Origin of the sequence: Pantoea sp. SM3, assembly GCF_000963995.1 — a bacterium.
Classification (GTDB): domain Bacteria; phylum Pseudomonadota; class Gammaproteobacteria; order Enterobacterales; family Enterobacteriaceae; genus Pantoea; species Pantoea rwandensis_B.
Window position 1 is genome coordinate 305,686 of the sequence record NZ_JZRD01000013.1, and the last position, 12,846, is coordinate 318,531.

A 12,846-nucleotide genomic window follows, 5' to 3' on the forward strand; every position below is an offset into this window, starting at 1 on the left:
ATCTGGCACGGTTTTCGTAGGGTGCGCATTTATGCGCACCTGGCGATTTACAACGTTACGCCACTTTTAAATATCGCTAACTCGCGGAAATCATTAGCTTCATTACGCGCGGGTTTACCGTTGGCAATCGCCACAATCATATCGACAAAATCCTCCAGCATCTCCGGCATGCTCATGCCCTCAATCAAACGCCCGGCATTAAAATCAATCCAGTGCGGCTTCTTCTCTGCCAACTGCGAGTTGGTGGCAATCTTCACGGTAGGAACGAATCCGCCATAGGGGGTGCCGCGTCCGGTGGTAAACAACACCATATGACAACCTGCCCCTGCCAGTGCGCTGGTGGCCACCGCGTCATTACCTGGTGCGCTCAGCAGATTGAGGCCAGGCGTGATCAGACGCTCGCCATATTTCAGTACATCCACCACCTGGCTCTGTCCGGCTTTCTGCGTGCAGCCAAGGGATTTCTCCTCCAGCGTGGTAATACCGCCCGCCTTGTTACCCGGAGAAGGGTTCTCATAGATCGGCTGCTGATGGTCGATAAAGTAACGCTTGAAGTCGTTGATCATCGCCACCGTTTTATCAAAGGTGGCTTCATCCCGGCAGCGGCTCATCAAAATGCGCTCTGCGCCAAACATTTCCGGTACTTCGGTCAGCACCGTGGTGCCGCCGTTGGCAATCATCTGATCGGAGAAGCAGCCCAGCATCGGGTTGGCGGTAATGCCAGAGAAACCGTCAGAACCGCCGCACTCCAGTCCGAACTTCAGTTCGCTGAGTTTGCCCGGCTGGCGCAGATCGCCGCGCATCACGTTGTACAGTGCATGCAGCCGCTCCAATCCAGCTTCTACCTCGTCGTCTTGCTTCTGGCACTCCATAAACTGCACGCGGTCACTGTCGAAACCACCGAGCGTCTCGCGGAACACATCTACCTGATTGTTCTCGCAGCCCAGACCAATCACCAGCACCGCTCCGGCATTGGGATGGCGCACCATGTTTTGCAGCATGGTGCGGGTGTTTTCATGGTCCTGGCCGAGCTGAGAACAGCCAAACGGGTGGCTGAACAGATGCACACCATCAATCCCTTCCGCGTCGTTGGTCTCTTTTAGAAAACGCGACAGAATTTGCCGGGCGATACCGTTCACACAGCCTACCGTTGGCAGAATCCACAGCTCATTGCGAATACCGACTTCACCACTGGCGCGGCGGTAAATCTGCACCTCGCGATCGCCTGCCTGAGCGGGGATATCGAGAAATTCCGGCTGGTAGTCGTACTCATCCACATCGCTCAGATTTGTGCGTGCGTTGCTGGAGTGGATGATTTCTCCCATCGCAATCGGGCGCGTGGCATGGGCAATCGGCAAGCCGTATTTGATCACCAGCGCATCCGTTGCCAGCGGCGTCAGCGCGAACTTATGGCCCCGCCCAACCTCTTGCTGCAAGGTAATAAACTGGCGATCAATTTCGACTTTGGCTTCGGCAGGTAAATCGCGCAGCGCTACCGCCACGTTGTCGCGCGAATGGATTCTTATCGCATCTTGCATAGCGTTATCTCAGTTGTACCAGCGCCGTCCGCATCCCGTGGACAACGATGTTTTGCAGGTGTTGGCTGACTGCGGTCACTAATCCGGGCCGCTGAGTAAGATCTTCGCCCCAGTGTGAGCTGTTGCTGAGTACCGCTTGCACCAGCTGTTCCGGGGTCAATGTGTCCTGGTTTACCGCCGGCCACAGTTCTGCGAACTGCTGTAGCCAGTGGCTGTCATCCTGTAATGGCCACTGCTGGTCGCCCTGTTCACCGCGATAAAACGCCAGCAGCGCGGCAAAGGCGAAGGTCAGGCGCGGTGGCCATTGGCCGGTTTGCTGCTGAGACAGCAACAGCTGCGGCAACAAACGGGTGCGGAATTTGGTCATGCCGTTGAGCGCAATCGAGAGCAGCGCATGGCGGATAAACGGATTGCGGAAGCGGCGTTGTACCGCATCGGCAAAGACGTGCAGTTCATCGCGAGGCAGATCCAGCGTCGGGATCACTTCCTCGCGCAACAGCGCATCGACATAAGCCGTAATGGCGGCGTCATCCATCGCTTCACCGACGCTTTCCAGTCCGGCCTGAAATGCCACCGGCACCATCGCAGTGTGCGCACCGTTGAGGATCGCCACCTTCTGCGCTTTGTAGGGCGTGATGTCATCAACGAACTTCACTTCCGGTGCCAGCGCGGCGAGTTTCAGTTCCTGTGCCAGCGCATCCGGCCCCTGAATCACAAACTGGTAATAGACTTCGCCTGCCACCAGATAGCGATCCTCGTAACCCAACTGTGCAGCGATGTCGGTACCCTCGGCTGGATAGCCGGTAACGATGCGATCCACCAGCGTGTTATAGAATGCACAGTGATCCAGCACCCAGCGGGCAAATTCTGGCGGGAGCTGCCAGTGCTTGATATAGCGCAGCACCAGCTCACGCAGTGCATCGCCGTTGTGATCGATTAACTCGCACGGCACGATCAACCAGCCTTTCTCTGCCGCACCGGCAAAGTGGCGGAAGCGCGTCCACAGCAGCTGTGTCAACTTGCCTGGGAAGGAAGAGGCTGGCGCATCCTCCAGCCGATCCTGCTCAGCAAAGGCAATGCCTGCTTCGGTGGTATTGGAGAACACATAGCGCATCTGCGGCGCACGGGCCAGTGCGAGAAAATCCTCAAACTGCTGATAGGGCTGGATTTCGCGATTGAGGCTACGAATCAGCCGGGTTTCACTCACCTGCTCACCTTCGCCGTTCAATCCTCGGATCAGCGTGGTGTACAAACCGTCCTGCTGATTCAGTGAGTCTTCCACCACGCGATTGCGCGGCCGCACCACCACCACGCCCGCATCGGTGCCCTGATGCTCATTGAGCCAGTCGAGCTGCCAGTCAATAAACGCCCGCAGGAAGTTGCCTTCCCCAAACTGGATCACGCGCTCGCTATAGCTTGCGCCGGGGAAATCGTGACGGTTTAGCCGCTGCATCATCAGGCTCCCAACTCAATGCCGAAGTAATCGCGCGCGTTGTTGAAGCAGATGTTTTGCACCATCTGTCCCAGCAGTGCTTCGTCGGCTGGCGCTTCACCGCGCTCAACCCAGTTGCCGATCATCTGGCACAGCAGGCGGCGGAAATACTCGTGGCGGGTATAGGAGAGGAAACTACGGCTGTCGGTGAGCATACCGACGAAGCGACTCAATAGGCCGATCTGCGCCAGCTGCGTCATCTGACGGTGCATGCCATCGAGTTGATCGTTAAACCACCAGGCGGAACCAAACTGCATCTTGCCTGGCTCACCTTCGCCCTGGAAGTTGCCCGCCATGGTCGCCAGCACTTCGTTGTCGCGTGGGTTAACGCAGTAGAGGATAGTTTTCGGCAGTGCGTTGTTACGGTTCTGCGCATCCAGCAAACGACCCAAAGGGATCGCCATCGGCGCATCATTAATGGAGTCAAAGCCCACATCCGGGCCGAGAATATCAAACTGCCGACGATTAGCATTACGCAGCGCACCAATGTGATATTGCTGCGCCCAGCCGCGACGCGCATATTCGCTGCCCAGCCATACCAGCACCGCCGTTTTAAACTGTGCCACCTCCTCTTGCGACGGTGCAGTACCTTGCAGGCGACGCGCCAGAATACCATCCAGCGTGCTTTCATCGGCCTCGGCAAACAGCACCACATCCAGCGCATGGTCGGAGATTTTGCAGCCGTGTGCGGCAAAATGATCGAGACGCAGGCTCAACGCGCGGCGCAGATCATCAAAACGTTGCACGCTGACATCGGCGACCTGCTCCAGACGCTGAATCCACGGCAGGAAGGTATCCAGCTCAATGTTGAAGGCTTTATCCGGACGCCAGCTTGGCAGCACTTTGACGCTGAAGCTGGCATCGTCCGCCAGCGTGCGATGGTGCTGCAGATCATCGAGCGGATCGTCAGTGGTACCGACCATTTTCACCTTCATCTGCTGCATGATGCCACGTGCGCTAAAGGCATCCTGCGCCAGCAGTTCATTGCACTGCTGCCAGATGCGGTCCGCGCTCTGTTCATTCAGCAATACATCGGTAATGCCAAACGGGCGGCGCAGCTCAAGGTGCGTCCAGTGATACAGCGGATTGCCGATGGTATGCGGCACCGTGCGCGCCCAGGCGTTGAATTTATCGCGATCGCTGGCGTTGCCGGTGCACAGCGCTTCGGGTACGCCATTAGCACGCATCGCACGCCATTTGTAGTGATCGCCTTTCAGCCAGATGTCATAGAGATTGGTGAAGCGGTAATTTTCGGCAATCTGCTGCGGCGGTAAATGGCAGTGATAGTCGAAAATCGGCTGGTCTTTGGCGTAGTCATGGTACAGACGACGGGCGAACTCGCTATCGAGTAGAAAATCCTCACTCATAAAACGCGACATACCTGCTTCCTCATGTTTGGGGCCAATTGGCTTCTGACTCAAAGTTATCATACCAATTTTGACGATCGGCAAAATTGTTTGCGATAGACCTCACAATAATGACAGTTTCCCTGTGGGTATATGGACAAAACAGTCAGCTACATTGCACTAACTTGCTGTTATAACGCCCGTTTAGCGGATCACACAGCACATGAAGGGTTTTTGTGATGGCATTCAACTTTTAAAGTTGTATAACAAGTTAATCTCTCGCCTCGTTGATGCCGAACCTCATGGCACATCTCATAACAACAAGGCGGCAGGTCTGATTCGTCATCGCCGCCAGCGGGAGTACTTAAATGCTCCCCTACCTTTAATGGCAAGTGTTACGACAGACTGGAAGAGGTAAATGATGCGTAAGATCAAAGGGCTACGCTGGTACATGATTGGGCTGGTGACGTTGGGCACCATTCTTGGTTACCTTACACGTAATACCATTGCCGTGGCCGCGCCGACGCTGGAAACGCAGCTGGGCATTACCACACAACAGTACTCCTATATCGTCGCCGCTTATTCGGCGTGCTACACCGTGATGCAACCTGTGGCGGGTTATGTGCTTGATTTACTGGGCACCAAAATTGGCTACGCCGTGTTTGCCATCCTTTGGGCAATCTTCTGTGCCGCCACCGCCATGGCCGGCAGCTGGGGTGGTTTTGCGCTGGCACGTGGCGCGGTGGGCGCGGCAGAAGCGGCAATGATTCCTGCTGGCCTGAAAGCCAGTAGCGAATGGTTCCCGGCCAAAGAGCGTTCCGTCGCGGTAGGCTATTTCAACGTTGGTTCATCGATTGGTGCGATGCTGGCGCCACCGCTGGTGGTATGGGCGATTCTGGCACACAGCTGGCAGCTGGCCTTTATCATCACTGGCGTGCTGAGCATGGCGTGGGCGTTGTGCTGGTTAATATTTTATAAACATCCTAAACAGCAAACTAAACTCAGCGAAGAAGAGCGTCACTACATTATTTCCGGTCAGGAAGTACAGCATCAGACCGGCAATAACAGCAAAATGTCAGCCCGTCAGATTCTGCGTAATCGCCAGTTCTGGGGTATTGCCCTGCCACGTTTCCTCGCGGAACCGGCATGGGGAACCTTTAACGCGTGGATCCCGCTGTTTATGTTCAAGGTCTACGGCTTCAACCTGAAAGAGATCGCCATGTTCGCCTGGATGCCGATGCTGTTTGCCGACCTCGGCTGTATCGTCGGCGGTTACCTGCCACCGCTGTTCCAGCGCTGGTTTGGCGTTAACCTGATTGTGTCGCGCAAACTGGTGGTCACCATGGGCGCGATATTAATGATTGCCCCGGGTACCATCGGCTTGTTTACCAGCCCTTATGTGGCGATTGGTTTGCTGTGCGTCGGTGGCTTCGCCCATCAGGCACTGTCCGGTGCGTTGATCACCCTCTCCTCGGATGTATTTGGCCGTAATGAAGTGGCCACGGCGAATGGCCTGACCGGCATGGCCGCGTGGACTGCCAGCACCCTATTTGCGCTGGTGGTGGGTGCATTGGCTGATACGCTGGGCTTCAGCCCGCTGTTTGCCGCGCTGGCGGTGTTTGACCTGCTCGGTGCCTGTGTGATCTGGACCGTGCTGAAAAATCAGCCGGTATCTGAGCTGGACGTTCAGCACGTGGCACAACCGGCGACAGCCCGCACTTAATCTCCACGCTTTGGGCTGGCGCACGTCAGCCCATTTCCTCCACCCGGTCAAAGTGGTATAACAACTCATCCTTCCCTGCCACAGCGAACCGCGCAATGGATCTGAACGAATCCCGTCGTCTTTACCAACAACTCGCCAGTGAACTCAAACGTCGTATCGAGGCGGATGATTATCGCGTGGGCGATAAGCTGCCTGCCGAACGCCTGATCGCTGAGGAGATGGAGGTCAGCCGCACAGTGGTTCGCGAAGCCATCATTATGCTGGAAGTGGAAGGGTACGTTGAAGTACGTAAGGGCTCCGGCATCCACGTCATCAGCAATCAGCAGCAAAACCGTGAGACCACCCCCAGCCAGCTGGAATTTGCCAGCTTCGGACCCTTTGAGCTGTTACAGGCGCGCCAGTTAATTGAAAGTAACGTGGCCGAGTTTGCCGCCACCCAGGTCACGCGTCAGGACATCATGGCGTTGATGGCGATTCAGGAAAAAGCCCGCCAGGAAGACCATTCACGTGATTCAGAATGGGATATGCATTTCCACGTCCGCATCGCGCAATCCACGCAAAACAGCGCGCTCGCCGCGATTGTCGAGAAGATGTGGTTGCATCGCCTGCATAACCCTTATTGGCTCAAACTGCACGAACATATTGATGCGCGCAACATCACCAGCTGGTGCGACGATCATGACCAGATTCTGAAAGCACTCATGCGCAAAGATCCCGCCGCCAGTAAGCTGGCAATGTGGCAGCACCTGGAAAATACTAAACAGATGCTGTTTAACGCCACCGCCGACGATTTTGAATTTAATGTCGACCGTTACATGTTTGCGGAAAATCCCGTCATCCTGCCGGAAGGTAGTGACAATTCTTATTGATTCTGCTGCATTTCCAGGCGAATAAGTCAGTTAATCTGCAATAGTGTCAGCTCATGTAAAGCTCCTTTTGAGCATCTGCGTCAAAAGGTAAAACTCCTGTGCGAGAGCCACTTTACACTGTCTGACCTGCATGATTTTTGTTACAGTTATCGCCCTTTTCTTACCCTTTGCGACAGGGCTTTAAAAAGTCGCTGATTTAACAATCAATTCTGGATGGATCCGGAAATCCCGCAACGGCTGCATACCAAAAATGTATAACCAAGCCAGCCTGCGCCTCAGCCCCTTACGGGCACGTTTAACAATGATGTTCAGGAATGATTGATGGATATTTTGAAAGCATTGCTGCATGCCTTGTGGCAGCAGGATTACGAAATGCTCTCCGACCCGACACTGGTTTGGGCCATTTATGGCGTGCTGTTCTTGATCCTGTTTCTCGAGAATGGCCTGCTACCCGCCGCGTTTCTGCCCGGCGATAGTCTATTGATTTTAGTCGGTGTTTTGATTGCCAAAGGCACCATGGGTTTCCCGCTGACCATCCTGATTTTGACCACCGGCGCCAGTCTGGGCTGTTGGGTAAGTTACATTCAGGGCCGATGGCTGGGGAATACGCCTACGGTACAGAAGTGGCTCTCGCACCTTCCGGCGCAATATCATCAACGCGCGCATAGCTTATTCCATCGCCATGGGCTTTCGGCCTTGCTGATCGGTCGATTTATTGCCTTTGTGCGCACCCTGCTGCCGACCATTGCCGGGCTTTCTGGTCTGAGTAATGCACGCTTTCAGTTCTTCAACTGGATGAGCGGTTTCCTGTGGGTGCTGATTCTGACGGTACTGGGCTTCGCGCTGGGTAAAACGCCGATTTTCCGCCGCTATGAAGATGAACTGATGTTCTGCCTGATGCTGTTACCGCTGGTGTTGCTCGTGATTGGTCTGGTGGGCTCTCTGGTGGTGCTGTGGCGTAAACGTCAGTCTTCACGCAACGGGAATTCACAGCCATGATCAGATTCCGTGGATTCCCCAGGCGCTTCGTGCCCTGGGCACTTGGCGCTGCGCTGGCGCTACTGGCGGTGATTTTTGTACCTTCGATGTTGCAGCACGATACCGTGGTACAGATTCGCGTCGCACACAATGGCACCAATTTGCCGGATGGCTTTTATCTGTATCAGCAGCTGAGTGCGCAAGGTGTGCGTATCAAAAGCATTACACCTGCGGGCGATGCGCTGGTGATTCATTTCGAAAATGAAGAACAAAGCCTTGCCGCCCAAAAAGTGCTGAAACGCTTGCTACCACAGGGCTTTGTCGTCGCAAGCGGACCGCAAGCTTCGCAGCAAGTACCTGACAGCAACCGCCCAACTTATAGCTGATTTCCACCGTCTGGCGATAAGCCAGACGGTGAATCAATCCTCGCTATCTCCGCGTCTTCGTTGAATTTTTTCGTCTGCTGTCTATGCTTAAGGTAGCGCGAGTTAAGACAAGCTGGGACGCTTCTCCTGCCCGGTTTGCGGCAGGTCATCAACAATGGAAGGTAAAACCTGATGAAACATCAATTACTGCTGGGTGCTATTCTGTTCTCTCTCTCGGGATCTCTGATGGCAGCTGAATCGCTGTGTCAGCAGAAAGAACACGATATTCAGCGTGAAATCGACATGGCTAAACAGCACGATAACCAGCGCCGTGTGACCGGGCTGGAGCGCGCGCTCACTGAAGTACGAGCGAATTGTACTGATGAAAGACTGAAGTCAGCCCACAGCGAACGCATTGCAGAGCAAAAACACAAAATTGCGGAACGTGAGCGTGAGTTGAAGGAAGAGCGTCAGGATGGCGACAAAGATAAGATTGAGAAGCGCGAACGTAAGCTGGAAGAGGCACAGCACGAGCTGAAAAAGCTTGAAGCTGAGCCTTACTAATCGGACTTAAATAAATGATGTAATGGAGAACTTCATGTCTAAAGACACCACATCTGAACATCTGCGTGCGGAACTGAAAAACCTTGCTGACACCCTGGAAGAAGTACTGAGCAGCTCGGCGGATAAATCGAAAACCGAGCTGGACAAACTGCGCAGCAAAGCGCGCGGCGCCATTGAAAGTTCGCGTGAGCGCCTGGGCGATTCCGGTGAACGCATCGCGCAATCCACGCGTGAAGCGGCAGAGAAGGCCGACGAGTATGTGCGCGATAATCCGTGGCACGGCGTAGGCATCGGTGCAGCTGTCGGTGTACTGATCGGCATCCTGATCTCACGTCGTTGATATGAGCGATAGTCAGAGCCACGGCCCAGGCAAAGGGGTCTTCAACATCGGTCAGCGCGTCGTCACTACCTTAGTGAGTATGGTGGAAACGCGCGTCCGTCTGGCGATTGTCGAGCTGGAGGAGGAGAAAGCCAATCTGATTCAGATGCTGATGATGGTTGGACTGACGATGCTGTTTACCGCTTTTGGTTTAATGAGCCTGATGGTGCTGATCATCTGGGCGGTGGATGCGCAGTATCGGCTGATGGCGATTGCCATTACCACCGCCGTGCTGTTTGCGCTGGCGCTGATATTTGGTGTGTGGACACTGTATAAGTCACGCCAGTCAACGTTGCTGCGTCATACCCGCAAGGAGCTGGAAACCGATCGCAGCTTGCTGGAGGAGCATCGCTCATGAGCCGTCGTGAACGTGAAGCACGCATTCATGAACTGTTGAATCAGGTTCAGCAGCAACGATTGGATCTCAGTGCTGCACGCCGTGACTGGCTGGATGGCACCGCTCACTACGATCGCGGCTGGCTAACGTTTCTCAGCTTACGCCGCTATCTGGCGATTGGCAGCAGCGCGCTGGCCATCTGGTCAATCCGCAGTCCTAACCGTATTTTGCGTTGGGCAAAACGCGGTTTTGGTCTTTGGAGTACCTGGCGCATGATTAAATCCACGCTCGAACCTCGCTAACGCCTTCATTTGAAACCGGATCTAAAAGATTCGGTTTTTCTTTATCAAAATCCCTGAACAACATTGACAGTTTAACTCGCTTACAACTGTTGCAACCTGCGACTATCATCTTCCTCCATCAGCCCAACGAATTGCGACCTGCGATTCAGCGGGATCAAAACCTTGCAGGCCAACAACCTGCTTCTTAATTCTTGTTGGAGTAAATGATGAAAAAATTCGAAGACTCAGGCCTGCTGCTGGCACGTGTATTAATGACCATTCTGTTCATCACTGCGGGCTGGGGCAAAATCACCGGTTATGCCGGTACCGCACAATACATGCAGGCGATGGGCGTCCCGGGCTTCTTATTGCCGCTGGTTATTCTGCTGGAGTTCGGCGGCGGTCTGGCAATTCTGTTCGGTTTCCTGACTCGTTTTACCGCACTGTTCACTGCGGGCTTCACTCTGCTGACTGCGTTCCTGTTCCACAGCAACTTTGCTGAAGGCGTTAACCAGCTGATGTTCATGAAAAACCTGTCCATCGCCGGTGGTTTCCTGGTGCTGGGTCTGGTAGGTCCAGGTGCTTACAGCATCGACCGTCTGATTCGTGCTCGTTTCGCACCAGCAGCCGCACGCTAAGCACACAAACGCTGCCAGAACACATATACTGATTTGCAGGGGCGGGGATTTTCCCCGCCCTTTTTCTTTATGGAGGGCTTATGGGACAACTGATTGACGGTGTCTGGCATGACACCTGGTACGATACGAAGTCAACCGGTGGCCGCTTCAAACGCACAGAAGCAGTCTGGCGCAACTGGGTCACCGCAGATGGCAGTGCAGGCCCAACTGGCAAGGCGGGTTTCGCTGCCGAGCGCGATCGCTATCATCTTTATGTTTCTCTTGCCTGTCCGTGGGCACACCGCACGCTGCTGATGCGCCAGCTTAAAGGGCTGGAAGAGATGATTTCCGTCTCAGTGGTACATCCATTGATGCTGGAAAACGGCTGGACCTTTGACGACGATTTCCCGGACGCAACTGGCGACTCGCTGTATCAAAACGAATACCTCTATCAGCTCTATCTGCACGCCGACCCGCAATACACCGGCCGCGTGACCGTTCCGGTGCTGTGGGATAAAACTCAGCACACTATCGTCAGTAATGAATCGGCTGACATCATCCGTATGCTCAACACGGCCTTTGATGCACAAGGTGCCCGCGCCGGAGATTATTATCCGCCGGCGTTGCGCGATAAGATCGATGAGCTGAACGGTTGGATTTACGACACGGTGAACAATGGCGTGTATAAGAGCGGATTCGCGACCTCGCAGGCGGCGTATGATGAATCAGTCACCGCGCTGTTCCATTCGCTGGCGCGACTTGAGCAGATCCTCGGCCAGCATCGTTATCTGGCTGGCGATCGCCTGACAGAAGCGGATTTGCGTTTATGGACCACCTTAGTCCGCTTCGACCCGGTGTATGTAACGCATTTCAAATGCGATCGTCACCGCATCAGTGATTACCGCAATTTGAGCGGCTTCCTGCGTGATATCTATCAGATGCCGGGCATCGCCGACACGGTGAATCTGCCGCATATTCGCCATCACTATTACTGTAGCCACAAGACCATCAACCCGAGCGGCGTGATTTCGCTGGGCCCGGCGTTTGACTGGGATGAGCCACACGGCCGAGGTTAAGCACGTTGCGCTCAACACACTCTTTTCCTGAAGGAGTGCGTTGAGCGCGGATTACCGATTGAATGCGAGGTGTAAAAACACCCGATTGACCATTTCTGTTGTGCACAACCCGGGACAGCTCGTGCCGCTAAAGCCAGGTTTAAGCGAACTTGATCAACAGCATCCCCGCAATCAGCAACCCGACACCAAGCCAGCCGAGACGGTTCAGACGTTGACCAAATAGCACCCATCCGGCTGCCACCGTTGCCACCAGGCCAAAACCGCCCCACAGCGCATAAGCGACTGAGAGTTCGATCCCTTTAACCGCCTGTGACAAGGCGCTGAATGCCCCCAGCACCGCGACCAGTGAGAGCACGCCGTAAATTACACGGCGGAAACCATCGGAGTATTTGAGAAAGATATTCGCGACGATCTCCAGCCCAATCGCCAGTGCCAGCCAGGCAACGTGTATCGCATTAAACGTGGCCATGGTGCAGCTCCTTGCGTGTCAGCGTGCCAGATTTGATCAGCGCAATTCCCGCCACCAGCGTGATTAAGCCAGCCACTTTCATCAGCGATAGGGTTTCATCGAACAGCGTGACACTGAACAGGGTGATAAACAGAATGCCAATACCTTCCCACATCGCATAGGCCACGCCTAAAGCGATACGTTTTACGGCGAAAGACAGGAAAATATAAGAGAGCGCGATCATCACCAGCATAAAAATAAAACCCGCGTTGTCTTCATTGACGCTAGCCCATTTCATTGAGAGCGTGCCGGTTATTTCAGCCAGGATAGCGAGAGCTAACAAAAACCAATATCGCATATTTTCTCTCCTTAAGAGAAATAAAGAGCCATCACGCGGAATAGACGCGTGAAAAATTTTAAGAATATTTTTAAATAAGGAGAGTGTGGCGCTACAGCGCGAAACGCCAGTGCTGGTCGCAGATCGAGCAGTGGAAGTGTTCGGAGAGATAAATAGAGGTTGCCATCATTGGGGCGAGCATTTTGTCCATAATTTTACAACTTATCCACGTTGTTGCTTTTCGTCGATGTGGATGAATAATTGTCCTCGGTAGTTAAACACGCGCCTATTCTGGCATAAGGTCTATTTTATTATGCGGGATTTTCATTTCTTTACGCTTTGGCGTTTTTTATTCTCTGCGAACGAGGATTTATTTAATTATCGGTATGCCGGGTTCTTTTCATAGAGAGTGTAGTGGATAGCAAAAACCCCGCCGGAGCGGATTTTTTCCATAAAGAAGTCGAAACTGACCGATAAGCCGCGTTCTTTTCATAGA

At 54.0% G+C, this 12,846-nt stretch carries 15 protein-coding genes; 10 read left to right on the forward strand and 5 right to left on the reverse strand.

Going from position 1 to position 12,846, the window contains the following annotated elements:
• Positions 1-47: 47 nt before the first annotated feature.
• Genes VI01_RS08835 through uxaC form a run of 3 tightly spaced genes read right to left on the reverse strand, consistent with a single transcriptional unit; the run spans position 48 to position 4,409 of the window.
• A complete protein-coding gene (locus VI01_RS08835; RefSeq protein WP_045814838.1) occupies positions 48-1,538 on the reverse strand; it encodes a UxaA family hydrolase in 1,491 nt (496 codons plus the stop codon).
• Between the two features lie 4 nt (positions 1,539-1,542).
• Positions 1,543-2,991: a tagaturonate reductase gene (locus VI01_RS08840; protein ID WP_045814856.1), complete on the reverse strand. Its 1,449-nt coding sequence runs from the start codon at positions 2,989-2,991 to the stop codon at positions 1,543-1,545.
• Between the two features lie 2 nt (positions 2,992-2,993).
• Positions 2,994-4,409, reverse strand: coding sequence for a glucuronate isomerase (gene uxaC / locus VI01_RS08845; RefSeq protein WP_045814839.1), 1,416 nt, complete (start codon positions 4,407-4,409; stop codon positions 2,994-2,996).
• Between the two features lie 388 nt (positions 4,410-4,797).
• Between uxaC and VI01_RS08850 the strand changes: the two genes are divergently transcribed.
• From VI01_RS08850 to VI01_RS08895, 10 genes are all read left to right on the forward strand, one after another.
• On the forward strand, positions 4,798-6,099 hold the full coding sequence (locus tag VI01_RS08850) for an MFS transporter (RefSeq protein WP_045814857.1): 1,302 nt from the start codon (positions 4,798-4,800) through the stop codon (positions 6,097-6,099).
• Between the two features lie 95 nt (positions 6,100-6,194).
• Complete coding sequence (gene exuR, locus VI01_RS08855; RefSeq protein WP_045814840.1) at positions 6,195-6,968, forward strand: transcriptional regulator ExuR; 774 nt, start codon at positions 6,195-6,197, stop codon at positions 6,966-6,968.
• A gap of 321 nt (positions 6,969-7,289) precedes the next feature.
• On the forward strand, positions 7,290-7,967 hold the full coding sequence (locus VI01_RS08860) for a DedA family protein (RefSeq protein ID WP_034829190.1): 678 nt from the start codon (positions 7,290-7,292) through the stop codon (positions 7,965-7,967).
• Positions 7,964-8,332: an EnvZ/OmpR regulon moderator MzrA gene (gene mzrA, locus VI01_RS08865; RefSeq protein WP_045814841.1), complete on the forward strand. Its 369-nt coding sequence runs from the start codon at positions 7,964-7,966 to the stop codon at positions 8,330-8,332. The genes VI01_RS08860 and mzrA overlap by 4 nt, the downstream gene beginning before the upstream one ends.
• A gap of 171 nt (positions 8,333-8,503) precedes the next feature.
• A complete protein-coding gene (locus tag VI01_RS08870) occupies positions 8,504-8,875 on the forward strand; it encodes a DUF1090 domain-containing protein (protein WP_034829192.1) in 372 nt (123 codons plus the stop codon).
• Between the two features lie 34 nt (positions 8,876-8,909).
• On the forward strand, positions 8,910-9,215 hold the full coding sequence (locus tag VI01_RS08875; protein ID WP_034829194.1) for a YqjD family protein: 306 nt from the start codon (positions 8,910-8,912) through the stop codon (positions 9,213-9,215).
• A gap of 1 nt (position 9,216) precedes the next feature.
• Complete coding sequence (locus VI01_RS08880; RefSeq protein WP_045814842.1) at positions 9,217-9,612, forward strand: phage holin family protein; 396 nt, start codon at positions 9,217-9,219, stop codon at positions 9,610-9,612.
• Complete coding sequence (locus tag VI01_RS08885; protein ID WP_038644523.1) at positions 9,609-9,893, forward strand: YqjK-like family protein; 285 nt, start codon at positions 9,609-9,611, stop codon at positions 9,891-9,893. Before VI01_RS08880 ends, VI01_RS08885 begins: the two co-directional genes overlap by 4 nt.
• Positions 9,894-10,099: 206 nt before the next feature.
• Positions 10,100-10,510, forward strand: a complete 411-nt coding sequence (locus tag VI01_RS08890; protein WP_034829198.1) for a DoxX family protein — start codon at positions 10,100-10,102, stop codon at positions 10,508-10,510.
• A gap of 80 nt (positions 10,511-10,590) precedes the next feature.
• Positions 10,591-11,565 (forward strand): glutathione S-transferase family protein, encoded by a 975-nt coding sequence (locus tag VI01_RS08895; protein ID WP_045814843.1) that lies wholly within the window; start codon positions 10,591-10,593, stop codon positions 11,563-11,565.
• Positions 11,566-11,704: 139 nt separating this feature from the next.
• On the opposite strand, the gene mdtI is transcribed toward VI01_RS08895, so the two are convergent.
• A complete protein-coding gene (mdtI, locus tag VI01_RS08900) occupies positions 11,705-12,034 on the reverse strand; it encodes a multidrug/spermidine efflux SMR transporter subunit MdtI (RefSeq protein ID WP_038644519.1) in 330 nt (109 codons plus the stop codon).
• Complete coding sequence (gene mdtJ, locus VI01_RS08905; RefSeq protein ID WP_045814844.1) at positions 12,021-12,371, reverse strand: multidrug/spermidine efflux SMR transporter subunit MdtJ; 351 nt, start codon at positions 12,369-12,371, stop codon at positions 12,021-12,023. Before mdtJ ends, mdtI begins: the two co-directional genes overlap by 14 nt.
• Positions 12,372-12,846: the final 475 nt, after the last annotated feature.

Excerpts from the sequence above, each read along its gene's own strand:
- VI01_RS08860 (WP_034829190.1), top strand. The coding sequence starts at position 7,290 with ATGGATATTTTGAAAGCATTGCTGCATGCCTTGTGGCAGCAGGATTAC.
- VI01_RS08850 (WP_045814857.1), top strand. The coding sequence starts at position 4,798 with ATGCGTAAGATCAAAGGGCTACGCTGGTACATGATTGGGCTGGTGACG.
- VI01_RS08875 (WP_034829194.1), top strand. The coding sequence starts at position 8,910 with ATGTCTAAAGACACCACATCTGAACATCTGCGTGCGGAACTGAAAAAC.
- VI01_RS08895 (WP_045814843.1), top strand. The coding sequence starts at position 10,591 with ATGGGACAACTGATTGACGGTGTCTGGCATGACACCTGGTACGATACG.
- mdtI (WP_038644519.1), bottom strand. The coding sequence starts at position 12,034 with ATGGCCACGTTTAATGCGATACACGTTGCCTGGCTGGCACTGGCGATT.
- VI01_RS08885 (WP_038644523.1), top strand. The coding sequence starts at position 9,609 with ATGAGCCGTCGTGAACGTGAAGCACGCATTCATGAACTGTTGAATCAG.
- VI01_RS08835 (WP_045814838.1), bottom strand. The coding sequence starts at position 1,538 with ATGCAAGATGCGATAAGAATCCATTCGCGCGACAACGTGGCGGTAGCG.
- VI01_RS08880 (WP_045814842.1), top strand. The coding sequence starts at position 9,217 with ATGAGCGATAGTCAGAGCCACGGCCCAGGCAAAGGGGTCTTCAACATC.
- VI01_RS08890 (WP_034829198.1), top strand. The coding sequence starts at position 10,100 with ATGAAAAAATTCGAAGACTCAGGCCTGCTGCTGGCACGTGTATTAATG.
- mzrA (WP_045814841.1), top strand. The coding sequence starts at position 7,964 with ATGATCAGATTCCGTGGATTCCCCAGGCGCTTCGTGCCCTGGGCACTT.
- uxaC (WP_045814839.1), bottom strand. The coding sequence starts at position 4,409 with ATGTCGCGTTTTATGAGTGAGGATTTTCTACTCGATAGCGAGTTCGCC.
- mdtJ (WP_045814844.1), bottom strand. The coding sequence starts at position 12,371 with ATGCGATATTGGTTTTTGTTAGCTCTCGCTATCCTGGCTGAAATAACC.
- VI01_RS08840 (WP_045814856.1), bottom strand. The coding sequence starts at position 2,991 with ATGCAGCGGCTAAACCGTCACGATTTCCCCGGCGCAAGCTATAGCGAG.
- VI01_RS08870 (WP_034829192.1), top strand. The coding sequence starts at position 8,504 with ATGAAACATCAATTACTGCTGGGTGCTATTCTGTTCTCTCTCTCGGGA.
- exuR (WP_045814840.1), top strand. The coding sequence starts at position 6,195 with ATGGATCTGAACGAATCCCGTCGTCTTTACCAACAACTCGCCAGTGAA.